This is a genomic window from Massilia sp. 2TAF26 (assembly GCF_052115005.1).
GTDB lineage: Bacteria > Pseudomonadota > Gammaproteobacteria > Burkholderiales > Burkholderiaceae_D > Telluria.
In genome coordinates this window covers 216,278-242,697 of the sequence record NZ_JBFRFV010000004.1, presented here as the reverse complement: position 1 = coordinate 242,697, position 26,420 = coordinate 216,278, and the positions used below count along the sequence as shown (strand labels likewise).

General features: G+C 67.1%; 21 protein-coding genes. 12 read left to right on the top strand and 9 right to left on the bottom strand.

What is annotated here, in order from left to right; genetic code table 11:
* Positions 1 to 17: 17 nt before the first annotated feature.
* The 4 genes from AB4Z32_RS06245 to AB4Z32_RS06230 all read left to right on the top strand — a co-directional run bounded on the left by AB4Z32_RS06245 (position 18) and on the right by AB4Z32_RS06230 (position 6,099).
* Complete coding sequence (locus tag AB4Z32_RS06245) at positions 18 to 3,866, top strand: AMP-binding protein (RefSeq protein ID WP_441935056.1); 3,849 nt, start codon at positions 18 to 20, stop codon at positions 3,864 to 3,866.
* Complete coding sequence (locus tag AB4Z32_RS06240) at positions 3,863 to 4,459, top strand: hypothetical protein (protein WP_441935055.1); 597 nt, start codon at positions 3,863 to 3,865, stop codon at positions 4,457 to 4,459. The genes AB4Z32_RS06245 and AB4Z32_RS06240 overlap by 4 nt, the downstream gene beginning before the upstream one ends.
* A gap of 77 nt (positions 4,460 to 4,536) precedes the next feature.
* Complete coding sequence (locus tag AB4Z32_RS06235) at positions 4,537 to 5,109, top strand: lipocalin family protein (RefSeq protein WP_441935054.1); 573 nt, start codon at positions 4,537 to 4,539, stop codon at positions 5,107 to 5,109.
* Between the two features lie 102 nt (positions 5,110 to 5,211).
* The gene (locus tag AB4Z32_RS06230; RefSeq protein WP_441935053.1) at positions 5,212 to 6,099 is read left to right on the top strand and encodes a helix-turn-helix domain-containing protein; all 888 of its coding nucleotides are present in this window, start codon (positions 5,212 to 5,214) and stop codon (positions 6,097 to 6,099) included.
* 15 nt (positions 6,100 to 6,114) lie between these two features.
* Here AB4Z32_RS06230 and AB4Z32_RS06225 read toward each other — a convergent pair whose 3' ends face one another.
* The 7 genes from AB4Z32_RS06225 to AB4Z32_RS06195 all read right to left on the bottom strand — a co-directional run bounded on the left by AB4Z32_RS06225 (position 6,115) and on the right by AB4Z32_RS06195 (position 15,245).
* A complete protein-coding gene (locus AB4Z32_RS06225) occupies positions 6,115 to 6,654 on the bottom strand; it encodes a DUF2058 domain-containing protein (protein WP_441935052.1) in 540 nt (179 codons plus the stop codon).
* 45 nt (positions 6,655 to 6,699) lie between these two features.
* Positions 6,700 to 7,872 (bottom strand): extracellular catalytic domain type 1 short-chain-length polyhydroxyalkanoate depolymerase, encoded by a 1,173-nt coding sequence (locus AB4Z32_RS06220; protein ID WP_441935051.1) that lies wholly within the window; start codon positions 7,870 to 7,872, stop codon positions 6,700 to 6,702.
* Between the two features lie 9 nt (positions 7,873 to 7,881).
* Positions 7,882 to 8,298 (bottom strand): CopG family transcriptional regulator, encoded by a 417-nt coding sequence (locus tag AB4Z32_RS06215; RefSeq protein ID WP_441935050.1) that lies wholly within the window; start codon positions 8,296 to 8,298, stop codon positions 7,882 to 7,884.
* Between the two features lie 56 nt (positions 8,299 to 8,354).
* Positions 8,355 to 9,653 carry an MFS transporter gene (locus tag AB4Z32_RS06210; protein WP_441935049.1) on the bottom strand — a complete coding sequence of 433 codons (1,299 nt, stop codon included), beginning with the start codon at positions 9,651 to 9,653 and terminating at the stop codon, positions 8,355 to 8,357.
* 15 nt (positions 9,654 to 9,668) lie between these two features.
* Positions 9,669 to 12,173, bottom strand: a complete 2,505-nt coding sequence (locus AB4Z32_RS06205; protein WP_441935048.1) for a family 20 glycosylhydrolase — start codon at positions 12,171 to 12,173, stop codon at positions 9,669 to 9,671.
* Positions 12,174 to 12,177: 4 nt separating this feature from the next.
* Entirely contained in the window at positions 12,178 to 14,832 is a 2,655-nt protein-coding gene (locus tag AB4Z32_RS06200) for a TonB-dependent receptor (protein WP_441935047.1), read from the bottom strand.
* Between the two features lie 212 nt (positions 14,833 to 15,044).
* Positions 15,045 to 15,245 carry a DUF2905 domain-containing protein gene (locus AB4Z32_RS06195; RefSeq protein ID WP_441935046.1) on the bottom strand — a complete coding sequence of 67 codons (201 nt, stop codon included), beginning with the start codon at positions 15,243 to 15,245 and terminating at the stop codon, positions 15,045 to 15,047.
* A 417-nt stretch (positions 15,246 to 15,662) separates the two neighbouring features.
* On the opposite strand from AB4Z32_RS06195, the gene uvsE reads away from it, so the two are divergent.
* The 5 genes from uvsE (at position 15,663) to AB4Z32_RS06170 (ending at position 20,906) form a co-directional block, all read left to right on the top strand.
* Entirely contained in the window at positions 15,663 to 16,562 is a 900-nt protein-coding gene (uvsE, locus tag AB4Z32_RS06190; RefSeq protein WP_441935045.1) for a UV DNA damage repair endonuclease UvsE, read from the top strand.
* A gap of 227 nt (positions 16,563 to 16,789) precedes the next feature.
* Complete coding sequence (locus AB4Z32_RS06185) at positions 16,790 to 17,716, top strand: bestrophin family protein (RefSeq protein ID WP_441935044.1); 927 nt, start codon at positions 16,790 to 16,792, stop codon at positions 17,714 to 17,716.
* 4 nt (positions 17,717 to 17,720) lie between these two features.
* Entirely contained in the window at positions 17,721 to 19,226 is a 1,506-nt protein-coding gene (locus AB4Z32_RS06180) for an acetyl-CoA hydrolase/transferase family protein (RefSeq protein WP_441935043.1), read from the top strand.
* 57 nt (positions 19,227 to 19,283) lie between these two features.
* Complete coding sequence (locus AB4Z32_RS06175; RefSeq protein WP_441935042.1) at positions 19,284 to 20,237, top strand: alpha/beta fold hydrolase; 954 nt, start codon at positions 19,284 to 19,286, stop codon at positions 20,235 to 20,237.
* Between the two features lie 84 nt (positions 20,238 to 20,321).
* On the top strand, positions 20,322 to 20,906 hold the full coding sequence (locus tag AB4Z32_RS06170) for a hypothetical protein (RefSeq protein WP_441935041.1): 585 nt from the start codon (positions 20,322 to 20,324) through the stop codon (positions 20,904 to 20,906).
* A gap of 246 nt (positions 20,907 to 21,152) precedes the next feature.
* Here AB4Z32_RS06170 and AB4Z32_RS06165 read toward each other — a convergent pair whose 3' ends face one another.
* Complete coding sequence (locus tag AB4Z32_RS06165; RefSeq protein WP_441935040.1) at positions 21,153 to 22,355, bottom strand: serine hydrolase domain-containing protein; 1,203 nt, start codon at positions 22,353 to 22,355, stop codon at positions 21,153 to 21,155.
* Positions 22,356 to 22,464: 109 nt separating this feature from the next.
* On the opposite strand from AB4Z32_RS06165, the gene AB4Z32_RS06160 reads away from it, so the two are divergent.
* Both AB4Z32_RS06160 and AB4Z32_RS06155 read left to right on the top strand, forming a co-directional pair.
* Entirely contained in the window at positions 22,465 to 23,451 is a 987-nt protein-coding gene (locus tag AB4Z32_RS06160) for an LLM class flavin-dependent oxidoreductase (protein WP_441935039.1), read from the top strand.
* Between the two features lie 125 nt (positions 23,452 to 23,576).
* On the top strand, positions 23,577 to 23,840 hold the full coding sequence (locus AB4Z32_RS06155) for a hypothetical protein (RefSeq protein ID WP_441935038.1): 264 nt from the start codon (positions 23,577 to 23,579) through the stop codon (positions 23,838 to 23,840).
* A gap of 24 nt (positions 23,841 to 23,864) precedes the next feature.
* Here AB4Z32_RS06155 and AB4Z32_RS06150 read toward each other — a convergent pair whose 3' ends face one another.
* Positions 23,865 to 24,458 carry an isochorismatase family protein gene (locus AB4Z32_RS06150; protein WP_441935037.1) on the bottom strand — a complete coding sequence of 198 codons (594 nt, stop codon included), beginning with the start codon at positions 24,456 to 24,458 and terminating at the stop codon, positions 23,865 to 23,867.
* Positions 24,459 to 24,603: 145 nt separating this feature from the next.
* Between AB4Z32_RS06150 and AB4Z32_RS06145 the strand changes: the two genes are divergently transcribed.
* Positions 24,604 to 26,322 (top strand): M1 family metallopeptidase, encoded by a 1,719-nt coding sequence (locus tag AB4Z32_RS06145; RefSeq protein WP_441935036.1) that lies wholly within the window; start codon positions 24,604 to 24,606, stop codon positions 26,320 to 26,322.
* Positions 26,323 to 26,420: the final 98 nt, after the last annotated feature.

Sequence of the window (26,420 nt, the reverse complement as noted above, 5' to 3'; positions counted from 1 at the left end):
GAGCCAGCTTGGGACAAATGCGGGAAGATATCGACACGATCAACAATGAATGCGTCCTGCTGCACGAGCGGCTGCGCCAGCACGCCCGGCAGACGCCCGACCGCCTGGCCTACACCTTCCTGCGTGACGACGGCAAGATCGACGAGCTGACCTATGGCCAGCTCGAACGCCGCGCCACCGCGCTGGCTGCCGCGCTGGCGAAGCATGCGGCGCCGGGCGCCCGCGCGCTGCTGCTCTACCCCGCCGGCCTCGAATTCATCACCGTCTACTTTGCCTGCCTGCTGGCCGGGATCATCGCGGTGCCGGCCACCATCCCGCACAAGAGCCGCGCCTCGCGCCGCCTGAAGGCCCTGCTGGACGACGCCGACCCGGCCCTGATCCTGACCCGCAGCGACGTCGAACCGGCGATCAAGGCCAGCCTGTCGCTGGTCGATGCCTCGAACCGCGAATGCATGTGCACCGACCTGCTGCAGGAGAGCGAGGTCCGCGTTGGCGGAGGCCCTTCCGCGCTGCCGGCCGTTTCGGCGGACATGGTCGCCTTCCTGCAGTACACCTCGGGTTCGACCTCGCTGCCCAAGGGCGTGCGCATCACCCACGGCAACATCGCCGCCAACGTCGAGTCGATCCGCGAAGGCTTCGGCTTCCACCCCGACACCGTGATGGTGAGCTGGCTGCCGCTGTTCCACGACATGGGCCTGATCGGCAGCGTGGTCTCGCCGATGTACGTGGGCTTCCATTGCGTGCTGATGGCGCCGGCCGCCTTCCTGAAGAACCCGATGATCTGGCTGGACGCGATCACGCGCTACCGCGGCACCTGCGCCGGCGCGCCCAATTTCGGCTGGGACTATTGCGCCAGCAAGGTCAAGGACCAGCAGAAGGCGCAGCTGGACCTGTCCAGCCTCGAAGTCGCCTACAACGGCTCGGAGCCGGTGCGCGCGAGCACGCTGCGCGCCTTTACCGAGGCCTTCGCCAGCGCCGGCATGCGTGAAAGCGCGCTGTTCCCCTGCTACGGCATGGCCGAGACCACGCTGTTCGTGACCGGCGGCCCGCGCGGCCGCGGCCCGCTGGTACGCACCGTCAGCAAGTCCCTGCTGGAAGGGAACCAGATCCGCGATGCGGCGCCCGGCGATCCGGACGCGCGCGAGATCGTCAGCTCCGGCCGCGTCGGCACCGGCAGCAAGGTGCTGGTGGTCGATCCCGAGACCTGCCTGCCGGTGTCGAGCCATCGCGTAGGCGAGGTCTGGGTCAGCGGCCCCAGCGTGGCGCACGGCTACTGGAACCGCCCGGCGGAGAGCGAAGCCACCTTCGGCGCGCGCCTGTCGAAGACCGGCGAGGGTCCTTTCCTGCGCACAGGCGACCTGGCCTTCATGCGCGACGGCGAGCTGTTCATCACCGGCCGCCTGAAAGATCTCATCATCATCAACGGCCGCAACGTCTACCCGCAGGATATCGAGGAAGTGATCGAACACACGATCGACTTTATCGAGCCGAACATGTGCGCGGCCTTCTCGGTGGAGATCGGCGGCCAGGAAAGGCTGGCGATCGTCGCCGAAGCCAACCGCGGCCTGGTGCGCGCGGCGCAGCAGTTGGAGAAAGAACTGGCCCAGAGCGGCGAGCAGCAGAAGGCCAAGGACGACTACCTGGCGCGCATCGAAGCGATGGCGCAGAACATCGTCAAGGTCATCGCCCAGCAGTTCGACGTGTCGGTGTCCTCGATCGTGTTCGTCAAGCCGGGCACCTTCCCTCGCACCACCAGCGGCAAGGTGCAGCGTTCGCGCTGCAAGGAACTGGCTCTGCACGGCCAGCTCGAGCTGGTCTACGTCATGCCGGGCAGTATCTTCGACCGGCGTACGCCTCGCGGTGCCATGCCTGCGCCGGCGCCGGCCGCGCCGCAGGCCGCCGTGGCAGCCATGACGGCGACGGTGCAAGCGCCGGCGCCGGCCGGCGCCGACGCCGCGCGCTCCCTGTCGCGCAGCACCGCCGACCAGATGATAGGCTGGCTGCGCCGCTATGCGCAGCGACGCCTGAATTCGCGCGTGATCGACGAACGCCGCACCATTCCGCCCTATGTCGTACTGGACCTCGGCAATGCCGGCTTCTTCGGCCTGCAGGCGCCGCGCAGCGCCGGCGGCAAGGACCTGGCCACCGTCGACCTGATGCGCGTGCTGGAGCAGCTGGCGGCGGTCGACATGACGGTCGCCACCATGGTCGGCGTGCACAACGGCCTCGGCCTGCGCCCGCTGCTGCGCTTCGGCAGCGAAGCTCAGCGCGAACGCCTGCTGCCGCAGCTCGCCACCGGGCGCCAGCTGGCGGCCTTTGCGCTGACGGAGCCGGCGGCCGGCTCGAACCCGATGGCCCTGCGCGCCAGCGCCGTCAAGGTGCCGGGCGGCTGGCGCGTCAACGCGGAAAAACAATGGATCGGCCTGGCCTCTTGGGCCGGCCTGACCACCGTGTTCGCCAAGGCCAGCAGCGCCGACGGCACGCCGCTGGGCATGATCTCGCTGCTGGTGGATGCCGACAACGACGGCCTGGTGCAAGGCCCCGAATCGCTGACCATGGGCATGCGCGGCATGGTCCAGAACACCCTCTTCCTCGACAATGCCTTCGTGCCCGACGACGCGGTGCTGCTGGCGCCGGGCGAAGGCATGGACGCGGCCCACGACGCGATGCTGTTCTCGCGGCTGGGCATCGGCGCGATCTGCGTCGGCGCCATGAAGCGCTGCGCCCAGCTGATCGCGCGCTATGCCTCGCGCCGCACGGTCGCCACCGGCCCGTTGGCCGAGAATGCCGTCAGCGTGGTGCGCCTGCAGGAACTGACCGCCGCGATCCAGGCCAGCGAAGCGCTGGCGTATGCGATCGCGGGAGAGGTCGACGCCGGCCGCGCGCCCGGCGCCGAAGCCTATATCGCCTGTAAAGCCGCCGCCACCGAAGCGCTGGGCGAAGCGGCCGACCTGCTGGTCCAGATGTTGGGCGGGCGCGGCTACATCGAATCCAACGGCGCCCCGCAGATCCTCCGCGACGCGCGCGTGCTGCGCATCCTTGAAGGCCCGACCGAAACCCTGTACGCCCACCTCGGCGTGGCGCTAGCCAAGCCGGGCGGCGCTTGGCGCGCCTTCCTGGCCGACGCCCTCGGCAGATCCGCCTTGTGCACCGAACTGGATGCCGCCATGGCCCGCGTAGCCACGCTGGCCGAGGGCGCGCAGCGCCTGTTCGGTTCGAAGATCGCGGCGCGCCAGTGGACCGACTACAAGCTCGGCGAACTGTCGGCCAGTGCCTTCCTGCTGGGCGCGGCCGAGCGCCGCCAGCAGTCGCAGAGCGGCGACGCGCAGGCGGCCAGCAATGCCGTGGTGTGGGCGCGGCGCCGCTTCAATCATCAGTTACAGGCGCTGCTGGCGGAACTGGCCGGCCAGCGCCCCTACAGTTCTTCCGGCGACCTGCTGGCCCTGGTGGCCGGCTACGCCCAGGATATCGGCGACGTCGACCAGCAGCTGGCCGGCGAAGACCAGCAGCCAGACGCCCTGCTGCTGCGCGCCGGCGCGAGACCAGCGTCGATGCCGCAGGCCGCGCCGGTACAGGCGCCCGCCGAAGCGCAGGCGCCCGCCGCTGAAGCAGGCGGCAGCGGCATCCACGCCGTGGTCCACGATTGCGTGCTGGCCTGGCTGCGCACCGAGAGCCGCCAGACTCTCGACCGCATCGACCTCGACACCCCGTTCGCGGCACTGGGCATGGATTCTCTGGCCACCGCCTCGATCGCGGTCGAACTCGAGCAGCGCCTCGGCATGCCCATCGTGCCCGAATTGCTGTTCGACTACCAGAGCGTCAACGAACTCGCAGGCTTCCTGGAACGCCAACGGAGAACAGAATGATCACCCACCCTCCCCATAACATGATCAAGCTGTTGGACAACATCCTCCCGGCGTCCCTGCGCGCCGACACCAGTCAGTGGCAGGCCGCGCGCAACCTGACGGTGCTGGCGGCCGTCACCGCGGTCAGCGTTCCGCTGCTGACGACCATGTACCACCTGCTCGGCTTCGACGCCGTCGGCATGGTGGTGCTGACCGCCGGCGTGGTCATGATGGTGACGCCCTTCACGCTGGCCGCCGGCCTGCCGATCGCCGCCGCGCGCGACCTGTTCGTAGGCGCCCTGTTCCTGCTGAAGGTCTGGATGGCGGTCTACCTGGGCGGCCTGGCCGCCCCGACCACGCCCTGGTTCGTGCTGTGCCCGGCGGTGGCGATGCTGCTCGGCGGCCTGCGTCCGGCGCTGCTGTGGAGCGCGTTGGTAAGCGTGGTCCTGGTCGGCCTGTTCATGCTCGACCGCTCCGGCGCGATTGGCGCGCCGCCCACCGGCCCGGCCGCCACCGTGCTGCACCTGGCCAGCGTGATCGGCCTGATGGCCCTAGTGGTGCTGATCCTGGCGCTGGCCACCGGTGCCGCCGCGGTCGAACGTCGCCACAAGTAAGCCCCCGGGCCGCGGCTGGCGACGGCATCGGCCCGCAACTGCTAAGCTGGCGGCGTTACCGACCACGGACGCATGCCATGCCCTTACCCGTTTCCCGCCTCGCCCTGATCGCCCTCGGCCTGCTCGGCGCCACCATGACCGTGCTGGCAGCCGCGCGCGAGCGCCATGAAGGGGCCAACCTCGAACCCATCCCTTCGCTGGATGTGCCGCGCTACCTCGGCGCCTGGTACGAGATCGCCAAATACCCGAACCGCTTCCAGAAGCAGTGCGAGGGCTTCACCACCGCCCACTACAGCCTGGAGCGCGACGGCGGCATCCAGGTGATCAACCGCTGCCGCCGCGCCGACGGCCGCTTCGAGGAGGCGGTCGGCAGCGCGCGCCAGGTCGGTCCCGCCGATTCGCCGAAGCTGCAGGTGCGCTTCGCGCCGGGCTGGCTGTCCTTCCTGCCGATGGTCTGGGGCGATTACTGGGTGATCGACCTCGATCCCGATTACCAGCTGGCGGCGGTCAGCGAACCGAAACGCGAATACCTGTGGATCCTGTCGCGCACGCCCACGGTGCCGCGCCAGGCCATGGCCGCCCTGCTGGACCGGCTCGAGCGCCAGGGCTTCGATGTGAACAAGCTGGAGGAGACCAGGCAGACACGTTGACAACACTTGGGGCATGCATACCACGCAAATGCTTGCCAAACAGGGGTTATTTACGGAATAGTCTTATTTCATATTTGTAATTATTTCGTAAACAACCTTCGCATGAAGCCGCCCTCGCGCGTGTCGCGCCTGTATGAAGTGATGGACCTGATGCTGGATTCGGTCGGGGACCCGCTCGCGCTGAAAAGCCTGGCGGCCTCGGCAAGCTATTCGTCCTTCCACTTCGACCGCATCTTCCGCGAGCTGACCGGCTTCTCGGCCTGCGAATACCAGAGGAAGCGCCGCCTGCGCCGCGCCGCCCACCTGCTGCGCCACGAGCCGGACGTGGCGATCGTGCGCATCGCCCAGGATTGCGGCTTTCCGTCCAACGCGGCCTTCGCCAAGGCCTTCAGGCAGCAGTTCTCGATGTCGGCCAAGGCCTGGCGCGAAGGCGGCTGGCGCGCGTACATGGACCAGCAGGTCGGGCGCGAGAGCGACGTCAGTTTCTTCGTGGCCGAACCGGACAAGCTGGAAGTACTGCTGGCGCCCTACTGCCCGCCGACGCCGGGCACCATCGCCGCGCGCATCGCCGTGCGCATGCTGCCGGCGGTGACCTTGCGCTACCAGCGCTTCTTCGGCCAGTCCGGCGCCGCCCTGTCGATCGCCTGCAATGCCGTGATCGCGTCCTGCCAGGGCGCGGGACGGCCCTGGTACGGGGTGTTCGACGAGGATCCCGGCTTCACCGGAGAAAGCGAATACTGCTACGACTTCGGCTGCGCCGACGACGCCGGCCTCGACCCGGCCATGGGCATGCGCATCCTGCCGGCCGGCAGCTACGCCTGCCTCGACTTCCACGACGAGTGGCCGCGCTTCCGCTTCATGTACGAAGACTGGCTCGATAAACAGTCGCTGTGGCGGCTGGACAGCACCCGGCCCCACATCCAGATGGTGGAACGCGACGCCGAGGGGCGCTGGCGCGGCTGGCTGGCGCTGCCGGTCAAGAAGCGCTAGCCGTCCGCCCCCGCCTTACCAGGTGAAGTCGTCCGGGATCTTGAAGTCCGCATACGGATCGTCTTCCTCGACCGCCTGCGGCGCGGCCTTGGCAACCCGCACCACGATCTCGGGCGCGCGCTCGGCGATCTTGTCGGCGATCACGCGCGGCACCAGCTCGAAGCCGCCGCCATGACCGACGATGGCCAGGCGGCCCGCCACCAGGTGGTCGCGCACCTTTTCCGAGACGTGGATGCGCTCGATCTTCGTCCCGATCGTGAAGTTATAGGCGATGTCGCCATTGCCCTTTGGCTGGCGGTTGGTCTTCACCATCTGCGCGATCTGGGCTTCGACCGCCTTCTGCGCGGCGGCTGCGTCACGCTGGGCGTTCAGCTCGCGCGCTCGCTCGGCCTGCTTGCGCTGGGCTTCGAGCGCGGCCTCGCGCGACTCGTTCTGCTGCTTGTCGCCGGTGCGCAGTTCGATCTTGTGCTGCTTGCTCTTTTCCTGGTTGGCCAGCTTGACCTTCTTCTTGTCGACCAGGCCGGCCTTGAGCAGCTGCTCTTGCAGGGAAACCATGATGTGCTGCCTTCAAAGTATGTGTGAAGACGCAAGCATAGCAAATCACTGCGCAAGAAAAAACCGCAGCATTTCGGCAGAGGCATTCGGACCGGAGTCGACGGCGTAAGAACCGGCCGTGCTGCCGCCGGACCAGGCGTGGGCGGCGCCGTGCAAGGTCCAGTGCTCCGCCACCGGCCGGCCGGCGGTATCGCGCGCCACAGCCCTGGTGTAGTCCTGGCCGCGCTCCTCGGTTTCCGCGACGCCGGCGCCGTGCGTGAACTGCCGGTAGACCGCCTCGCCATTCGACGGATGGACGACGGCATCGCGGTCGCCGTGGAAGACGATCGCCGGCACCGTCCTGGCGCCGGCCGCGGCCTTGCGCTTCTTCTTGCCCGCGCCCTTCATCGCGTTCAGCGCCGACATCAGGTCATGCGCGCTGCCGACCGGCAGGCCGGAATGCACGCCGACCGCGGCGTACAGCTCGGGATAGCCGGCCGCCATCACCGCCGCCATCGCGCCGCCGGCCGACAGGCCCGCCACGTAGACCCGGCCGGCATCGGCATCGTGCTCGCGCATCACCTGCCGCGTCATGCCGGCGATGAGCGAAGGCTCTCCGCCATCGCGGCCCTGGTGGGCGCCTTCGAACCAGTTCCAGCACTGCGAGTGATTCGCGCCGGCCGCCTGTTCCGGATACAGCACCAGGCAGCCGTATTCTTCGGCCAGCAGGTTCATGGTGGTGCCGGCGGCAAAGTCTTGCGGATTCTGCTTGCAGCCGTGCAGCATCACGACCAGCGGACGCGGACCGGATACCGGCCGTGCCGGCACGTACAGCCGGTAATTGCGCGTGCCGGCCTCGTTGCCGAAGCTGCCTTCCAGGAACTGGCCGGGGCCGAGCGTTTCCGGACCGAGAACCTTGCCGCGGCCGGCAACGCCCTGTCCGGGCAGGTTCGAGGTGAAGCGCGCGACCCAGTCCGGCATCGCCCCGGCGCCGGGGCCAACCCGGGCATCCGGCGCCGCCTTGCCCTGGCGCGCATGTGGCGCCCACGCCGGCGGCGGGTTCAGGTCGACGAAGGGCGCGCCCTGCTGCGGCGCCTGTGCGGCCGACGGCACCGCGCCCATCAGGCCGGCCGCCTTGAGCGCCTCCTGGATGATCGCGGTGGCGGCGGCAGGGTCCTTGCCCTGGCTGGAACGCATCGCGCCCAGGATATTGTCGACAAATTTTTCATAGGGTTTCATGGTGATTCCTCAGGATTCGATGCGGTCCGCCAGCGCCGCCTTGACGGCGCTCGAGGCGAGAAAGGCGCCCAGCACATGGATGGAAGCGATGGCTTCGCGTGCGAGCTCGGGGGTGACGTCGTCGTCGATGGAAGCGAGGCCGAGCACGTGGATCTCGAGCCGTTCGCCGCTGGCCAAGGTCTTTTCCAGCTCGGCCTTCGAATAACGCTGCATGCCCATCACATAGCGCTTTCGCGTGACGGTCTGGCGGATCGCCTCGCCATGCAGCTCGAGCTGCTTGCGGATCGCCATGCGCACGAAATCGGTGCGGTTGGTATAGAAGCCCTCTTCGACCAGCAGGTCCATCTGTGCCAGGTCGACCAGGCCGAGGTTGATCGTCACCTTCTCGGTGTCTGGAAATTTGATTTTTGATTCGACAAGTTTCATGAATATACTCTCCTTATACTCCATGTGGAGTATAAGGAGAGTATTTCAAGGGCCGATCATGGATTTTCCGGTTCCAGGCGAACGAAACGCGTCAGCACCAGCACCGGCAGCGCCGACAGCACCACCCACAGGAAGAAGTGCCGGTAGCCCAGCGCCTGCTGGATGTCGCCGCTGACCACCTTCGACAGCACGAAACCCAGCTGCATGAAGCCCGAGCCCAGCGCATAGTGGGCAGTCTGGTAAGGCCCGGACGCGATCACCTGCATGATGAACAGGATCATGCCGACGAAGCCGAAGCCGTAGCCGAACATCTCTGCCGCCAGCGAGGCGGTGACGACGCCCAGCGATTCGGGCTGGGTCATGCTCAGGTAATAGAACACCAGGTTGGGCACGTTCATCGCCAGGATCAGCCAGGGCATCGCGCGCTTCAGGCCGATCCAGGAGGTGAAATAGCCTCCCAGGATGCTGCCGACCAGGAAGGCGGCGGTGCCGGCGGTGCCGTAGATCGCGCCCACTTCCTGGGTCGACAGGCCCATGCCGCCGATGTCGCGGGCGTCGCGCAGGAACAGCGGGCCGATGGTCTGGACCTGGCCTTCGGCGGTGCGGAACAGCAGGATGAACAGGATGCCCAGCCAGATGCCGGGCTTGGCGAAGAAGGCGCGGATCACGTCGACCAGCACGGCGACGGTGCCGCGCACGCTGGCCGCCTGTGCCGATGCGGGGCCTGTACTCGCAGATGGCCCCGGCAGCGCCCAGGCATGATACAGGCCGAGCCCCGCCATCAACGCGCCCAGCAGGCCGAACACGGTGGCCCAGGCGGCCTGCGGGCCGACCGACTGCTCGAGGTGGCCGGCCAGGATCACGAGTCCGCCCAGCGACAGGAACTTGGCGCCGTTGAAGAAGGCGCCCTGCCAGCCGGCGTAGGCCGCCTGCTGTTTTGCCGACAGGCTGGCGATATACAGGCCGTCGGCGGCGATGTCGTGGGTGCTGGAGGCCAGCGACACCACGCCCAGCAAGGCGATCGCCAGCGCGAACCAGGCCGGCAATTGCAGGGCCAGGGCCAGCGCCGCCAGCGCGACCCCGCCCGTGAGCTGCAGGGTCACCACGATGCGCTTCTTGCTGCGGAAGAGTTCCAGGAAGGGGCTCCACAAGGCCTTGAATACCCAGGCCAGGCCCAGGACGCCGGTCCAGCGCGCGATCTGCTCGTTGGGCACGCCCATGCTCTTGAACATCAGGCCCGCCACCAGCGCCACGCTGTAGAAAGGCAGGCCCTGGGCCAGGTAAAGGCTGGGTACCCAGGCCAGCGGGTGGCGCAGCTTGCCGGGCGCCAGGTGATGCGGCTCTGCCTTGTCCATGCTTGACCTTATTATTTAACCCGGTTCCAGTTCGATGGTGACGGTGCGGCTGCCGCGTCCGCGGGTGTCGAAGGTCCTCACCTTGAACACCCGGTCCTGTTGGCCGGGCTGCACCGGGCCCGTGTAGCGCGGGCTGGCCGCGTCCGGCTCGCTGCCGTCCAGAGTGTAATGCAGGGCCAGGCCCGGCAGGGCGACATTCGCGCGGATGGTCCGGCCGTCGTACAGCACGCCCGGCGGCGGCAGGCGGTAGCCGTAGGCCAGAGGAGCACGGTCCAGGCGCGGCAGTTCGCGCTGGCCGAGGCGGTTGGCGAACTCGTTCCAGTCCGATTCGATGGCGGCGGCGCGCGCCTGCGGATTACCGATCCCGCCCCAGCCGGGATCGGGCGCCCAGGCCCGCTCCGCCAGCGCCACCATGCGCGGCGCCGCCAAATACTCGATGCGGGCGCGCGAACGCGCGTTCTCGCCCCACAGCTGGCCCTGCAGCCCGATGATGCGGGAGCGCCCTTCGCTTGATAAGCGCGCCATCGCGGCCAGCCGCTCGGGCGGCAGCACGCGCCCCATCGGATCGCTGGCGGCGCTGGCGATCATCTCCAGCGGGCAGAATACGAAGGCATGGCGGGTCTCGACGAAGCCGGCCCAGTAATAGCCCGGTTCCTGCGGGTCCTTCGCATAGGCCAGGTCGAAGTAGAGGTTGGCGGCATTCGCCAGCACCACGTCGTAGCCGGCGTTGGCCAGGCGGTAGGCCACGTCTTCCTTGCCCGAGCCCCAGGCATTGTTCCAGGCATAGACCTGGAAGCCCGGCCCGTCGAAGCCGGGCTTGGGCAGCGGCAGCGGGGCGCCCTCCACCGCCTGGGTATTCTCGTGCTGGGCCGGCGCGCAGCCCCCGGCCGTGGCCGCGCCGTGCTTCAGCGCCGTCTCCTCCCAGCCGGCGAAGGCCAGGCCGTGCCTGGCCAGGATCGCGCGGCAGCGTTCGACGAAGTCCGCATGCAGCTGGCCGACATCGTTCCAGCCGCGCTCGCGCATCAGGGCCTGGCAGACGGGCGAGCCGAGCCAGGCGCCCAGCGGCACTTCGTCGCCGCCCGTGTGCACGGCGCGCAGCGGCACCCCGGCCCGGCGGTACAGCGCCGCCACATGGGCGACCACGGTATCGATGAAACGGTCCACGGAAGGCCGCGCGATGCAGATCACGTTGTCGCGCCACATCTGCACCGATTCGTAGCGCGAGGCGTCATCCGGATCGCTCAGCAGATAGCGCTCGGCGCCCTCGATATCGCCGGCCGCGCGCAGGCGGTCGTGGCGCGCGCGCATCGCCAGCACGGCGGCGCGCGCATGGCCCGGCATATTGAACTCCGGGATCACCTCGATGTGGCGCGCCTGCGCATAACGCAGGATGGCGATGAAGTCGGCGGCATCGTAATAGCCGGTGCCGGCCGAGGTGCCGACGTCGGCGCCGGAACCGAAGGACGGTGGGAGACTCTGCCCGTCTGCGGCGACGCCGCGCTTCGAGCCGAGCGCGGTCAGCTCGGGCAGCGCATCGATCTGCAGGCGCCAGCCTTCGTCGTCGGTCAGGTGCAGGTGCAGCTTGTTCAGCTTGTAGCAGGCCATGCAGTCGAGCAGGCGCAGCACCGTTTCCCTGGACGAGAAGTGGCGCGCCACGTCCAGCATCATGCCGCGGTAGCCGAAGCGCGGCGCGTCCAGCACCCGTCCGCAGGGCAGCGTGCCGTCGGCTTCGAGCAGCTGGGCCAGGGTCTGGATGCCGTTGAACACGCCGTGGGCGCTGGCCCCGCGCACCAGCACGGAGCCGGCGCCGATTTCGACCAGATAGGCTTCCGGCCCCGGCGCATCGACCTCGGCGACGGCCAGCTCGATGCGCCCGCCCGCGCCCGGCGGCAGGCCGGCCAGCAGCCCGCGCAGGAAGGCTTCCTCGCCGGCCAGGCCTTCGGCCGCGGCGAGCGCGGACCCGGCGGCGAGCGTGCAGCATCCGCCATTGAAGCGCGCGTGCAGCGGCTTCGGCGTGATGCGGCCGACCGCCTCGCGCGGCAGCAGGTAGAGGTCGGCGTTGTCGCGGTAGCGCCAGGCCGCGTCGGCGGGCGGCAGCAGGTCGCGCGCGTTGCGGTGCAGCTGCTCGGACCGCGCAAAGGGCAGGATCTCGGGATCGCCCAGGTCGCTGACACGGCCGTCGGCCTCGATCAGGTAAAAGCCGAGCGGCGCGTCGGTCACGCTGATGGCCCAGAACTGGGCCACGTAGCCGATTTCCAGCGCCTGGCCGGGCAGCCAGTCCGCCTCGCCGCAGTCGGCTTCACTGCTCGAGCGCAGGCGGAACAGGTCGCCGTTCAGGTGGTCGATGCGGTAGCCCGCATCGACCGTGTTCGCCAGCACGCGGCGGCAGGTGTTGAAGTACACCGACCATCCCGCCGCGATCGGCGCATGCGATGTGTTGCGCAGTACCAGCCTGGCGGAGAAGGCTTCATCTCCCACCAGGTTGGACAGGCATTCCCAGCTGATACCCACGACTGCCATGTGATTACAGCTTGCCGCGCAGGCCGAGATAGAAGGTGCGGCCATTCGAGTAGAAGGCGCGCGGGCGGTCCTTGTTCTCCGCATACATCTTGATGGTCTCGTTGGTGAGGTTCAGCGCGTCGAAGGTCAAGGTCAGGTGCTCGGTCAGCTTGACGTTCACGGATCCCGCCAGCGAGGGCATGCTGTCGACGTGCTGGCTGGCGCCGCGGTCCACGCCCGCCTTGTACGCCGAGCGGTAGCTGTAGGCCAGGCGCGCGCTGAAACGCTCGTTCTCGTAGAAACCGGTCAGGTTCCAGGTGTTCTTCGAGGAGTTCAGCATCTCGCCGCCGTCATCCAGTTCGCCGTCCGCGTACGTGTAGTTGGCCAGGAAGCCGAAGTTGTTCATCAGCGGCTGCTGCCAGCTCAGCTCCACGCCCTTGTTCTTGGCACCGGTGTTGTACGGCGAGGTGATCTGGTAATCGGTGAACACGCCGCGCTTGTTGTTGTAATAGCTGCCGGTGCTGGCGCCCTGGGCCACGATGGAGCCGAAGTCCATGTAGAACAGGCCGGCCGACAGCATCGCCTTCGGTGCGAAATACCATTCGGCCGAGAGGTCGAAGTTGGTCGAACGCACCGGGTCGAGGTTGACGTTGCCGCCGCTGCCGGACAGGGCATCGTCGTTCAGCGACACCGAGCCGCCCAGCGCGCTGTAGTCCGGCCGGGCCACGGTCTTGGCGATCGCGCCGCGCACCACCAGGTCGGGGCGCACGTCGAACTTCAGGTTCACGCTCGGCAGGTAGTCGCGGTAGGTGCGCTTGAAGGTGGTCGGGGTATAGGGACCGAAGGCCGAGCCGGTGATCGGCGCCGTGCCGCCCGGCAGGTTCACGACCGTGGTCTGGCGGGTCTCGACCGCGCGCAGGCCGGCATTGCCGCTCCAGCCGTCGCCGCCGAATTCGGCCATGCCGTACAGGGCCGCGGTCTTCTCGGCGACGCGGAATTCGTCCAGCCAGTTGTGGCGCAGGGTGTAGTCCAGCAGGCGGTTGCCCGGCACCGCACCCCAAGCGCCGAGGGCCGGACCGTCGTACTTGAAGTAGCCGTTGAAGACCGTGCCGCCCAGGTCCTTGCCGAAGTCGGACGGGTACATGCTGCCGTTCCAGACCGGACCCGGATTGCTGAAGCCGTTCGGCCCCGGACGGGTCTCGAGCGGGTGCTCGGCGGTGCGGTTGTGGTCCGTGAAGCGGGCGCCGAAGCGCACACCGTTCACCCACGCATTGTCGCGCACGCGCAGTTCGCCGTCGATCTGCGCATACTTTTCCTGGTCCACCGACTGCGCCTCGCCGCCGCCGGCCCAGGCGGTCGAGCCGGGCTTCGCGGTATTCCCGCCCGGGTAGCTGACGGTGGCCGGGGTCAGGCCGTTGAGCGCATAGACCATGCCGCCGTCGACGTTGTTCTGGTAGTAGACGTCGTCGCGGTCGTAGCCGATGCCGTGGGTCTTGCCGATGCGGCCGGTAAAGCTCAGGGCGTCGGTCGGGCGCCAGCGGCCGTTCAGGTCGAGGTACCAGGATTCGCCGCCGGCGTTCGGGCGGTAGATGTTGTCGACCTCGCCCGAATTGCTCACAAAAGCGGCGCCGACCAGGGTGTTATTGCGGATCACCGGGTTCTGCGGAATCAAGCCGCTGCTGTTGATCGAGTTCGCCGGCGCGGCCAGCCAGTTGGTGTTCTGGTGCGGCGCCTGCAGCTTCGAATAGAAGCCGTTCAGGTCGATGCCGAAGTCGCGCGAGGGCTTGGCCTCGATGTCGAAGGCGCCGCCTTCGCGCTTCTTCTTCTGTTCGAACAGGGCGGCGCCGATGAAGGTCGGCACCGCTATGCCGGCCAGCGCCGGATTGGCGACGGCGGCGGCGCTGGTCGCGCTGATCGGGGTGTAACCCAGCACTTCCTGGCCGTCGCGGCGCACGCTCTGCTTCTCCGAAAAGCCCTGCAGCAGCACGCCGAAGTTATTCGCCGGATTCTTCCAGCTCACCAGGGCCGACACCTGTGGCTCGGTCTTCTTCGACAGGTCGTTGTAGTTGGCCTGGATCGACGCTTCGACGGTCAGCGGCTGGCGGAAGTCGAGCGGACGGCGGGTGATCACGTTGATGGCGCCGGAGACGCCGCCTTCGACCAGGTCGGCGGTCGCGCTCTTCTGCACGACGATGGAGCCGACCAGTTCCGAGGGCAGCAGCGAGAAGCTGCTGGAGCGGCCGACGTTGCCGCCGATCTGGTTCAGCACGAACCAGTCGCCGGTGCTGATCGCATGGCCGTTGAACAGGGTCTGCTGCAGGCTGGGGCTGGTGCCGCGCAGGCTGACGCGGTCGTTCTCGCCGAAGCCGCCCTCGCCGCCGGCCGAGGACTGGGTATTCACGCCGGGCAGGCGCTGGATCGCATCGGCCACGTTCTTGTCGGGCATCTTGCCGATGTCCTCGGCCGTCACCACCTCGACCACCGAATCGGCGTTGCGCTTCTGGCGCAGCGACTGCTCGAGCGCGGCGCGCACGCCGGTCACGATCACCGTCTGCGCCTCGCCGACACTAGCGTCCTGCTCCTGGGCCTGCGCCTGCGCCGCCATCCCCATCACCAGCACCGATACCGCGCTCGCGATCGCGGTGCGTGCGATCGCCTTCCCTGCCTTCGACTCGTTCATGTCTTCGTCTCCAAAACTATGTCTCAACGTGAAGCTGCCAGTGTCGAATTCGGCGGACGCTGCAGCGTCTCTCGTCTTCGTATGGGGCGCATTGTGTCGTTGATTTCTTGGCCATGTTTGTCAAATCTTGCTATCGCGAATACGCGTGTTGATTTTTCGACACGCGCACGCGCCGGCAAGGAAGGCGGCCAGGGAGGGAAAAGAAGCGCCGCTCAGCGGCGGAAGAACCACAGCAGCAGCGAGACGACGACCGAGACGATGAGGCAGGTGACGATGGGGAAGCTGAAGCTGAAGCCTTCGCGGACGATGTGGATGTCGCCGGGGAGGCGGCCGAACGGCAGGCGGCGCAGCCAGGGCCAGGCGAGGCCGGCGGCCAGGAGGATGAGGCCTGAAAGGATGAGGAATTTTTGCATGTTCGTCCGTCGTCCCCGCGAAAGCAGGGACCCATATTGAGTGTCCAAGGTCGGTACATGAATCATACCGGCTTGCTTCCGATGTAAGGATCAGGCAGCCGAAGCGCGACCCTACCCCTCCTCTAATTCTAAATTCGGGGTCAGAGCACATTTCCACCCCAATTCGGGGTCAGAGCACTTTTTGTAGAAATGGCTGCAGTGAAAGACTGGCGATGGTTGCGCCTGGGCCTCCTTCGCCGGGCCCCTTTGTGTTGGCGCGGCCATACCGAACAGCAATTGCCCAAAAAATGTGCTCTGACCCCGAATTTTGGGGGAAATGTGCTCTGACCCCGAATTTGGGGTTGCGGCACGGAACGGATTTGACGGTGCTGGCGAATCCTTGGAACATGGTCTGCCCATCAACGATACCGGCGCGTCATGGTTTCTGAGCTTGGTTTGGTCTGCATTACCGTATCGAAGGACATCCGCTACCGCACCGTAACGCGCAAGCGCCTGCTGGAGCAGTCCGATGCCGGCCAGCGCAAGCTGCTCGACGGGATCTACCGCGACAACATCCGGACCCTCGATGGCGCCCTGCAGTACTGCAAGCGCGAAGGCATCCGGCTGTACCGCCTGCCGTCCTCGATCTTCCCCTTCTTCGACGAAGACGTCGGCCGCGAAGTGATGCGCGAGCTGGCGCCCAGCCTGTCCCGTACCGGCCGCCGCGCCACCGAGATGGGGCTGCGCCTGGTGATGCATCCGGACCAGTTCGTGGTGCTGAGCTCCGATTCGCCCGAGGTGGTGGCCAACAGCGTCAAGATCCTGCAGATGCACGCCGACATCATGGACCTGCTGGAGCAGCCGCGCTCGCCCTGGGCCGTGCTCGAGATCCACGGCGGCAAGGGCAATCGCAGCGACGCCCTGGTCGAACGCATCGCCGGCCTGCCCGATGCGATCCGCTCGCGCCTGTGCCTGGAGAACGACGAATACGCCTACAGCGCTGAGCAGATCCACGAGGTCTGCGTGCGCAGCGGCGTGCCGATGGTGTTCGATGCCCACCACCACATCGTCAGCGAAAAGCTGTCCAGCTACGACGATCCGAGCGTGGCCGCGATGCTGGAAAAGGCGCGCGCCACCTGGCCGGATCCTGAGCACCAGATGGTCCACATCTCGAACGGACGCGAAAGCTTCAACGACCGCCAGCATGCGGACCTGATCTCGACGATGCCGGCGGCCTATGCGCGCGCGCCGTGGATCGAGATCGAAGCCAAGAGCAAGGAAGAAGCGATCTCCGGACTGCGCAGGTGGCAGGCGAGCCAGTCCGCACGCATTGGCTGAGCCCGCTACGCTGCGCCGCACCATTCATCAACTGCATGGCAGGCATCAAGAATCGTAATTAGTCATTTCCGCGCGGCAGTATCAGAATGGTGCAAGGCCATTTCAACCGGACGCATGCGTTTTCGCGTCCGTTGCACAATGAAGGCAACTCAAGCAGTTTCACATCCGACGATGCAGCAGACCGATCCCACCTTCACCCCGCAGCCGCAGCGCGGAACGGGGCAGGCATGATCGTCCGCGACCGCCCTTCCGCCCTGCGCCTGTTCCTGGTGATGCGCGGTTCGGTGATGCCGAACATCTGGAAAAGCCTGCTCGTCACCGCCCTGCTGGCAATCGCCGTCACCTGGACCCATGGCACGCTGTGGGGCCACAAGATCGCCATCGGTGCGATCCCCTTCACGCTGATGGGCCTGCCTCTCGCGATCTTCCTCGGTTTCCGCAACAACGCCGCCTATGACCGCTACTGGGAAGGCCGCAAGCAATGGGGCGAACTGGTCCTGCGCAGCCGCAGCCTGGCGCGCCAGTGCCTGTCGCTGATCGCGCCGGGCGACACGCCTGACGCCGCCTCGCGGGAACGCATGATCCGGCGTGCGATCGCCTTCGCGCATGCGCTGCGCCACCGCCTGCGGCGCAGCGACCCCGCAGCCGATATCGAGCCGTGGATCGCGCCCCAGGAATGGGAACGCGTGCGCGACCTGCCCAACCTGCCGCACGCGCTGATGCTGGAGATGGGCGCCGACCTCGGACAATGTTTGCGCGAGCGCCGCCTCGATCCCTGCCTGGCGCCGGGCATCGACGCCACCCTGTCGGCGATGACCGGCGTGGCCGCCGCCTGCGAACGCATCCACGGTACGCCGATTCCGTTTTCCTACAGCCTGCTGCTGCACCGCACCGCCTACCTCTACTGCGTCCTGCTGCCCTTCGGCCTGGTCGACGCGATCGGCGACCTGACCCCGCTGGTGACGCTGCTGGTCGCCTACACCTTCTTCGGGCTGGATGCCCTCGGCGACGAGATCGAGGAACCCTTCGGCACCTCCGACCACGACCTGCCGCTCGACGCCATCTGCCGCACCATCGAGATCGACCTGCGCAGCGCGCTGGGCGACACCACGCTTCCCCCACCCCTACTGCCGGTCGACTACCGGCTCAGCTAGAAACATGAAGACTGAATACCTGGATCGTATCCGCTGCGCCAAGCTGCGCAATCGCGTCACCGGCGCTGCCGAAGCAGCAAGCTGGATCAAGGACGGCATGACCGTCGGCATGAGCGGCTTCACCCGCGCCGGCGACGTCAAGCTGGTCCCTGCCGCGCTGGCCGAACGCGCCCGCCACGAGCCGCTGAAGATCACCCTGCTGACCGGCGCCTCGCTCGGCAACGATACGGATAAACTGCTCACCGAAGCCGGCGCCCTCTCGCGCCGCATGCCCTTCCAGGTCGATCCGGTGCTGCGCGCCGCCATCAACCGCGGCGAGGTGATGTACATCGACCAGCACCTGTCCGAAACCGTCGAACAGCTGCGCAGCCGCCACATCAAGCCGGTCGACATCGCGGTGGTCGAGGCGGTGGCGATCACGGAGACGGGCGCGATCGTCCCCACCACCTCGGTCGGCAACAGCGCCAGCTTCGCGATCCTGGCCGACAAGGTCATCGTCGAGATCAACCTGGCCCAGACCACCGGCCTCGAAGGCCTGCACGACATCTGGATTCCCAAAAAGCGGCCGATGCGCGAGCCGATCCCGATCATGTCGGTCGAGCAGCGCGCCGGCACGCCCTTCATCGAGATCCCGCCGGAGAAGATCGTCGCCATCGTGATCACCGACCAGCCGGACAGCACCTCCTCGGTGCTGCCGCCCGACGAAGAGACCGCCGCCATCGCCGCCCACCTGGTGCGCTTCTTCGAGGACGAAATCGTCGCCGGACGCCTGAGCGCCAGCCTGCTGCCGCTGCAGGCCGGCATCGGCACCATCGCCAACGCGGTGCTGGCCGGCTTCGTCAACAGCCCCTTCCACGACCTCACCATGTATTCGGAGGTGCTGCAGGATTCGACCTTCGACCTGTTCGATTCCGGCAAGCTCGAATTCGCCTCCGGCTCCTCGATCACCCTGTCGCCGGAAAAGAGCGCCCAGGTGTTCCGCGACTTCGACCGCTACCGCGACCGCCTGGTGCTGCGCCCGCAGGAAGTGTCGAACCATCCGGAAGTGATCCGGCGCCTCGGCATCATCGCGATCAATACCGCGCTGGAAGCCGACATCTACGGCAACATCAACTCGACCCACGTGAGCGGCACCCACATGATGAACGGCATCGGCGGCTCCGGCGACTTCGCGCGCAACGCCTACCTGTCGATCTTCGCCACCAAGTCGATCGCCAAGGGCGGCCGCGTGTCCTCGATCGTGCCGATGGTGACCCACGTCGACCACAGCGAGCACGACGTCGACATCATCGTCACCGAACTGGGACTGGCCGACCTGCGCGGCCTGGCGCCGCGCGAGCGCGCCGATGCGATCATCGAACACTGCACGGCCGAACCCTACAAGACCATGCTGCGCGAGTACGTGCTCGAGGCCCGGCAGCGCGGCGGCCAGACCCCGCACGTGCTGGAGAAAGCCTATTCCTGGCACACCCGCTACCGCGAAACCGGCTCGATGCTGTCCAACGATTGACGAAAGACCGCGGTCTGGTGTGCAATAAGCGGTATTGCCCATCCGCATGATGCCACCATGACCGCTGCCCCCGCCCCGACACCGAAACGCCGCCTGCGCAAGATCCTGCTTGCCGTGGGCGCCGTTGCCGCCGCCGTACTCGTCGCCATTCCCCTCGCACGCAATATGGAGCACGGCCCGCTCGACGCCGACGCGCGGCGCCAGGCGCCCGGGCAGTTCGTCAGCTTGTCGCACGGGATCGTCCACGTGCGCATCGCCGGCCCCGAACAGGGACGTCCGGTGGTGCTGGTGCACGGCTTTTCGGTGCCCAGCTATGTGTTCGACAGGACCAGCGCGGACCTGGCGGCCGCCGGCTTCAGGGTGATCCGCTTCGACCTGTACGGGCGCGGCTGGAGCGACCGGCCGAAGGTCGACTACGACCGCCGGCTGTTCGCCGACCAATTGCTGGAACTGATGGACACCCTGCAGGTGCCGAAGGCCGACCTGCTCGGGCTGTCGATGGGCGGCGCGATCGTCGGACGCTTCGCCGCCGAGCATCCGGAACGGGTGCGCAGCGTGGTGCTGGTGGCGCCCCTCACGCGGGCGCACGACATCAGCGTGATGGCCTGGCCGGGTGTCGGCGAATGGCTGACGCGCGCATGGTTCCTGCCCTCGCTGGCCACCAGCCAGCTCGAGGACTTCGCGCATCCGGAACACGTGGCCGGCTGGGCCGAGCGCTTCCAGCCGCAGATGCGCTACGACGGCTTCGGACGCGCGATCCTGTCGACCATCCGCCATCTGTCGAACGAATCCTCGCTGCCGGATTTCGAGAAGGTGGGCAAGAAGGGCCTGCCGGTGCTGCTGGTATGGGGCGACGCCGACAAGACGGTGCCCTATGCCGAACACGCCGACGTGCAGCATGCGATCCCGCAGGCGCAGTTCGTCTCGCTGCCGGGACTGGGACACCTGCCGGTGGTCGAGGATCCGGCGGCGGTCCATCCGCAGGTAGCCGCCTTCCTTAAACAACACTAAACACCAAGAAAAACACCAGCCCGCAAGCTGGTGTTGTTCAGGGCGCCGGCGAACCGGCTGAACGATCAGTAACCGCGGCCACCGGTGCCGCTGGTGCCGCCGCTGGTGGTGCTGGTGCCCGTGCCGGTGGTGCCGGTGCCGGTCGTGCCGGTGGCGCTGGTGCCGCTGCCGGAACCCGAGCCGGTGCCGCTCATGCCGGACGAGCTGGTGCCGGTGCCGGTGGTGCCGGTGCCGGTTCCGGTACCCATGCTGCCGCTGGTGCCCGACGAACCCGAGCTGCCGGTGCCCATGCTGCCGCTGGTGCCCGACGAGCCCGAGTTGCCGGTGCCCATGCTGCCGCTGGTGCCGGACGAGCCCGAAGTGCCGGTGCCCATGCTGCCGGACGAGCCCGAGCTGCCGGTACCCATGCTGCCGGACGAGCCCGAGCTGCCGGTACCCATGCTGCCGCTGCTCGAGGAGCCGCTGCTGCTGTCCATGCCCTTACTCGAACTGGAGCCGCCCGAACCGGTCATACCGCTGCTGCTCGAGCCCGCGCTGCTGCCATGTTTGCGCGAATGTTTCTTTTTGCTGGACTTCTTGTGGGTCGACGAAGTGCCGGTTGCCTGGTCGGACTGCGCAGTGGCGCTGGTGCCGCCGGTGGTCGAAGAGCTGCCGCTCGTTTGCGCCTGAGCGCTCACGGCACCGAACATCGCCATCGCAACGGAAGCTCCCAGCAGGCCTTTCAGTAACTTATTCATTTTCATGTCGCTCTCCTAATGGATTTGGGGCAAAAAGCTCAACAATATCAACAAGATAAATTGAGGGTTCGCAGTTTAGAACGGTCGCGGCAAAGCGTGCGCGCGTTAGCCGCACGGCAAAAAATCAGCGGCAAAAAAGCGACACGTTGATGCGTTTTTGTCCCGGATAGCATCCATATCAGGGGCTTGCGGCCTGCGCCGCGAGCGTGCCCAGCCTGGTATAAAGTTCCAGCACATTGCTCTTGTCGTCGGGGTAGACCCGGTTCGACAGCAGCACATAGAAGGTGCGCGAGCCCGGGTCGATCCACAGCACGCAACCCGTAAAGCCCGTATGGCCATAGCTGCCCACCGGGAACACGGTGCCGCGCGGACGCACCGCGTAGGGCGAATTGATGTCCATGCCGAGACCGCGCAGCGCCTCGATGCCGCCTGGCGACTGCGCCGTGGTCATCAGGCGCACGCTTTCCGGGCTGAGGATGCGCACACCGTCCAGCTCGCCGCCGCGCAGCAGCATGCGGGCATAGCGCGCAACGTCGCGGGCGGTGGTGAACACGCCGGCCGAGCCGGCCACGCCATCCATGCGGCGCGCGGTCGGGTCGTGCACCACACCCTGCAGCAGCTGGCCGGGCGCGAGGTCGCCGTGGGCCGAACCGGCGCCGTCCGCGCCCTTCTGGGTCGGCGCGATCAGCGCGGCGCCGCCAGTGCCCATGCGGCGCAGCGGCAGGTAACCGGTGTCGACCATCTTCAGCGGCGCGAAGATGCGGGTGCGCGCGAATTCATCGAGCGGCATGCCGGACACCTTCTGCACCAGCTGGCCCAGCAGGATGTAGTTGATGTCCGAGTAGCGGAAGAACGTGCCGGGCGGATGCGTCACCACCTGGCCGCAGGCCAGGGCGTGGGCGGCCGCATCGCCGTGCCAGGCCGGCTTGGCCGGCAACCCGGCCGGCAGGCCCGAGCTGTGGGTCAGCAGGTGGCGGATCGTGATGGCTTCCTTGCCGCCGTTCGCGCATTCCGGAAAGTAGCTGCTCAATTTCGCGTCGAGGTCGATCTTGCCCTCTTCCGCCAGCTTCAGCACCGAAGGCGCGGTGGACAGCACCTTGCTCAGCGAGGCGGCGTCGTACACCGTGGAGGTCTCGACGGGACGCGCATCGGCTTCGTAGCTCAGGCGTCCATAGGCCCGTTCATAGACCGCACCGTCATGCTCGATGTGGACCACCGCGCCCGGCAGCTTGTGGGCGCCGATGGCTTCCTGCATGGCGGCGTCGACCTGCGGGATGGCGGGGTTGTCGAGACGGCCATGCGCGCAGCCCGTGAGCAGCAGGGCGACACAGGCGGCGGCGAACAGGGAGCGGCGGGACGGGAGGAAGGCTGGGCGGGGCATGTTTACTGTCGTTGGCGAAATTGAACCAATGCATCATAGGCAGGCCTCCAGGCGGGGTCAAGCGCGGTGCCTCCGCACGAAAAAAATCCGATCGGCGTATCATGCCCCCATGATTCCTCTCTCGATACTCGACCTTGCCCCCATCGTTGAGGGCGGCACCGCTTCCGATTCCTTCCGCAACTCGCTCGACCTTGCCCAGCATGGCGAGCGCTGGGGCTACCACCGCTTCTGGCTTGCCGAACACCACGGCATGCCGGGCATCGCCAGTGCGGCGACCTCCGTCCTGATGTGCCATGTTGCCAACGGCACCTCGACGATCCGCATCGGCGCCGGCGGCATCATGCTGCCGAACCATGCTCCGCTCGTGATCGCCGAACAGTTCGGCACCCTCGCCTCGCTGTTCCCCGGCCGTATCGACCTCGGCCTGGGCCGCGCCCCCGGCTCCGACCACACCACGGCGCGCGCGCTGCGCCGCAACCTGGCGTCGGATGCCGACGAGTTCCCGCAGGACGTGGTGGAGCTGATGGATTACTTTGCCGACTCGCCGCGCCGCCAGGTCCGCGCGGTACCCGGCGCCGGCCTCGACGTGCCGGTCTGGATCCTCGGTTCCAGCCTGTTCGGCGCCCAGCTGGCGGCGGCCCTCGGCCTGCCGTATGCCTTCGCCTCCCACTTCGCGCCGCAGATGATGATGCAGGCGATCGAGCTCTACCGCGCCACTTTCCGTCCCTCGGCCCAGCTCGACAAGCCCTACGTCATGCTCGGCTTTAACGTGTTCGCCGCCGACACCGACGCCGAAGCCCATTTCCGCGCGACCTCGATGCAGCAGGCCTTCATCAACCTGCGCAGCGGCCGCCCGACCAAACTGAAGCCGCCGGTCGAAGGCTATCTGGATCTGCTGAGCCCGCCGGAGCGGTCGATGCTCGATTCGGTGCTGTCGTGCTCGGCCATCGGCGCGCCCGGCACCGTCGCCGCCCAACTGAGGGCCTTCGTGGAGCGCACCGGCGCGGACGAGCTGATGATCACCTCGCAGATCTTCGACCACGCGGCGCGCCTGCGTTCCTACGAGATCACGGCTGAGATCGCCCGCTCTGCCTGATGCGGCCGGCGCCTGCCGCGGTCAACCGCGGCGGCGCCGATAACGTTGTTTCCGTTGAATGGCGAACAGTCGGTCCAGTTCGCCAGGCCTAGGCTAGCATCACCAACCCGCTACCGGAGATAATCATGAAAGCCAAACTCATCGCCGTATCCCTCCTGCTGTCGCTGGCCTCGACCGGTGCCGCCTACGCCAAGCCCAGCTGCCTGAAAGGCGCGGCCGCCGGTGCCGTCGGCGGCCACTTCCTCGGCAAGCACCACCTGGCCGGCGCGGCCGTGGGCTGCGCCGTGGGCCATCACATGGCCAAGAAACAGGAGCGCGAACAGGCCCGCGCCCAGGCCCAGGCCAACGCCCAGGCGCAGAACGGCCAGGCGACCGCTACTCGCAAATAAGCTATAAGCAGGCGCCGGTGATGCTTACGCGTCGCCGGTGCCGGCCTGCAGCGCGTCGATGAGTTCACGGGTCGAGCGCACCCTGCCCATGTTACGGAACACGTTCTCGCAGCAATTCTTGTGCGCTTCCGCGTTCCCGCTGCTCATCGCATCTTCCACGAAAACCAGTTCGTAGCCGCGGTCGAAAGCCGCGCGGGCGGTCGACTCGACACCGTAGTTGGTGGCGATGCCCGTCATGATGATGGTCTTGATGCCGCGCCGGCGCAACAGCTGGTCGAGCTCGGTGCCGTAGAAGGCGCCCCACTGGCGCTTGGTCACCACGTGGTCCTGTGCCTGCACCTGGGCCGACTCCGCCATATACGATGCTTCCGGCGGCGGTGCCGGCGTACCGGGCTTGAACATCGGATTGTCGGCAAGCGGCAGGCGCAGCTCGTCCAGCTGCACGCGCACGAAGATCACCATGCCGCCGCGGTCGCGCATCTCGCTCGACAGCAGCACGCAATTGCCCACCACACGCTCGGCCGGGTGCGGCGCCAGTTCCCGGTTCACATTAAAGTTCTGCAAGTCGATCTGCACCAGGGCGGTGCGGGCGATGTCGAGATTCAGTTTGCCGTTCATAAGATAAGGTCCTCCTCGACCGAAGTATTCACCAGACGCGGCTAGAGCGGCGCGCAATGGGCGTTCTCCCGTTAATACAGACCTCGCCTGGGCTCTGTGATAAATTTCCCGGGATCATAACTAGAGACGGCAAACGCCGCAGAACATGAAAAAAATCGCCATCGTCGGCGCAAGCGCGCTGCTGGCGGGCTGCGTGACCCCGCAGCCTTTCCTGACCGAATACAGCACCGGTTCCGGCGCTCCCCGCAGCGAAGCCCAGCAAGCCCTCGAGTTCGACAAGGCCGACCTCAAGCTGCGCATCGAGCCGGACACCCGCAGCATCCGCGGCGACGTCACGCTCACCTTCGGCACCCGCGCGCCGCTCCATAGCATCGAGCTCGACCTGGACCGCAACCTGCCGATCGACGCCATCGACGTCGACGGCCAGCCGCTGCCTGCTGCCAGCTGGCGCAACCCGGAAGGCAAGCTGACCATCGACCTGCCGCAGACCCTGCAGCCCGGCAAGCAGGCAGTCGTGAGTGTGCGCTATCACGGCCAGCCCCACGTGGCCAAGCGCGCGCCCTGGGACGGCGGCTTTGTCTGGTCGAAGACGCCGGACGGCAAGCCCTGGGTGGCGAGCGCCGTGCAGGGCGAAGGCTGCGACCTGTTCTGGCCCTGCATCGACCACCCGACCGGCAAGCCCAAGCTGGTCGACGAACACATCACGGTGCCGAGCCCGCTGGTCGCGGCCGGCAACGGCATCGCCATGGGCATGGACGAGGCGGACGGCTGGCGCACCTGGCACTGGCGCACGAAGAATCCGAGCACCTACGGCATCTCGATCAACGTCGCGCCCTACCAGGTGCTGTCGGGCGAATACCGGAGCCGCTACGGCAACGTGATTCCGCTACGCATGTGGTATCTGCCGCAGAACGAGAAAGGCGCGAAGGAACTGTTCGCCGAATTCGCGCCGATGCTGGACTTCTTCGAGAGCACCATCGGCCCCTACCCCTTCGGCGACGAAAAGATGGGCGTGGTGGAGACCCCGCACAAGGGCATGGAACACCAGACCATCAATGCCTACGGCAACAAGTACGCGAAGACGGCCTATGGCTACGACGAACTGCTGCAGCACGAATTCGCCCACGAATGGTTCGGCAACCAGCTGACCAACGCCAACTGGGACGATATGTGGCTGCACGAGGGACTGGGCAGCTATATGCAGCCGCTCTACATGCAGTACCTGCGCGGCGACCTCGAATACTTCGCCTCCCTGATGCACCAGCGCGGCATGATCGAGAACAAGGCGCCCATCGTATCCGGCAAGCCACGGCTGGAAGAAGACGTCTACGACACCAAGCGCGGCGGCCCCGGCCAGGACATCTACAACAAGGGATCGCTGGTCATGCACACCTTGCGCGGCCTGATCGGCGACCGGGCCTTCTTCCAGGCCGTGCGCGAAGAGGTCTACGGCACCCCCGACCCGCGCCCCGGAAACTTCGCCCCGCGCTACGGCACGACGCCGGAATTCATGGCCATCGTCAAGCGCGTGAGCGGACGCGACCTGGAATGGTTCTTCCAGGCCTACCTGTACCAGAAGGAATTGCCGGAGCTGCAGGCCACGCGCAGCGGCAACAGCCTGCAGCTGGCATGGAAGACGGAAAAGAACACGCCCTTCCCGATGCCGGTCGAGGTCAGGGTCGGCGACCGTGTGCTCAGCGTGCCGATGGCGGATGGCAAGGGGAGTGTCGAGCTGCCGGAAGGGGTGAGCTATACGCTGGATCCGCATTCGAAGGTGCTGCGCAGGGAGCAGCATATTGAGCGGTATCACCAGTGGCAGGAGGAGCAGCGGAAGAAGCGGGAGAAAGAAAAGGCGGGGGCCTGACTCAAGCGCCACCCTGTCGACGTCATTCCCGCGACGTATGAACGTCACTCCCGCTTTCGCGGGAATGACGGATTCAAGCTGGCGACGGTGTTTTAAGC

Coding starts and splice junctions, on each gene's coding strand:
- AB4Z32_RS06245 (WP_441935056.1), top strand. CDS start 18: ATGCGGGAAGATATCGACACGATCAACAATGAATGCGTCCTGCTGCAC.
- AB4Z32_RS06240 (WP_441935055.1), top strand. CDS start 3,863: ATGATCACCCACCCTCCCCATAACATGATCAAGCTGTTGGACAACATC.
- AB4Z32_RS06235 (WP_441935054.1), top strand. CDS start 4,537: ATGCCCTTACCCGTTTCCCGCCTCGCCCTGATCGCCCTCGGCCTGCTC.
- AB4Z32_RS06230 (WP_441935053.1), top strand. CDS start 5,212: ATGAAGCCGCCCTCGCGCGTGTCGCGCCTGTATGAAGTGATGGACCTG.
- AB4Z32_RS06225 (WP_441935052.1), bottom strand. CDS start 6,654: ATGGTTTCCCTGCAAGAGCAGCTGCTCAAGGCCGGCCTGGTCGACAAG.
- AB4Z32_RS06220 (WP_441935051.1), bottom strand. CDS start 7,872: ATGAAACCCTATGAAAAATTTGTCGACAATATCCTGGGCGCGATGCGT.
- AB4Z32_RS06215 (WP_441935050.1), bottom strand. CDS start 8,298: ATGAAACTTGTCGAATCAAAAATCAAATTTCCAGACACCGAGAAGGTG.
- AB4Z32_RS06210 (WP_441935049.1), bottom strand. CDS start 9,653: ATGGACAAGGCAGAGCCGCATCACCTGGCGCCCGGCAAGCTGCGCCAC.
- AB4Z32_RS06205 (WP_441935048.1), bottom strand. CDS start 12,173: ATGGCAGTCGTGGGTATCAGCTGGGAATGCCTGTCCAACCTGGTGGGA.
- AB4Z32_RS06200 (WP_441935047.1), bottom strand. CDS start 14,832: ATGAACGAGTCGAAGGCAGGGAAGGCGATCGCACGCACCGCGATCGCG.
- AB4Z32_RS06195 (WP_441935046.1), bottom strand. CDS start 15,245: ATGCAAAAATTCCTCATCCTTTCAGGCCTCATCCTCCTGGCCGCCGGC.
- uvsE (WP_441935045.1), top strand. CDS start 15,663: ATGGTTTCTGAGCTTGGTTTGGTCTGCATTACCGTATCGAAGGACATC.
- AB4Z32_RS06185 (WP_441935044.1), top strand. CDS start 16,790: ATGATCGTCCGCGACCGCCCTTCCGCCCTGCGCCTGTTCCTGGTGATG.
- AB4Z32_RS06180 (WP_441935043.1), top strand. CDS start 17,721: ATGAAGACTGAATACCTGGATCGTATCCGCTGCGCCAAGCTGCGCAAT.
- AB4Z32_RS06175 (WP_441935042.1), top strand. CDS start 19,284: ATGACCGCTGCCCCCGCCCCGACACCGAAACGCCGCCTGCGCAAGATC.
- AB4Z32_RS06165 (WP_441935040.1), bottom strand. CDS start 22,355: ATGCCCCGCCCAGCCTTCCTCCCGTCCCGCCGCTCCCTGTTCGCCGCC.
- AB4Z32_RS06160 (WP_441935039.1), top strand. CDS start 22,465: ATGATTCCTCTCTCGATACTCGACCTTGCCCCCATCGTTGAGGGCGGC.
- AB4Z32_RS06155 (WP_441935038.1), top strand. CDS start 23,577: ATGAAAGCCAAACTCATCGCCGTATCCCTCCTGCTGTCGCTGGCCTCG.
- AB4Z32_RS06150 (WP_441935037.1), bottom strand. CDS start 24,458: ATGAACGGCAAACTGAATCTCGACATCGCCCGCACCGCCCTGGTGCAG.
- AB4Z32_RS06145 (WP_441935036.1), top strand. CDS start 24,604: ATGAAAAAAATCGCCATCGTCGGCGCAAGCGCGCTGCTGGCGGGCTGC.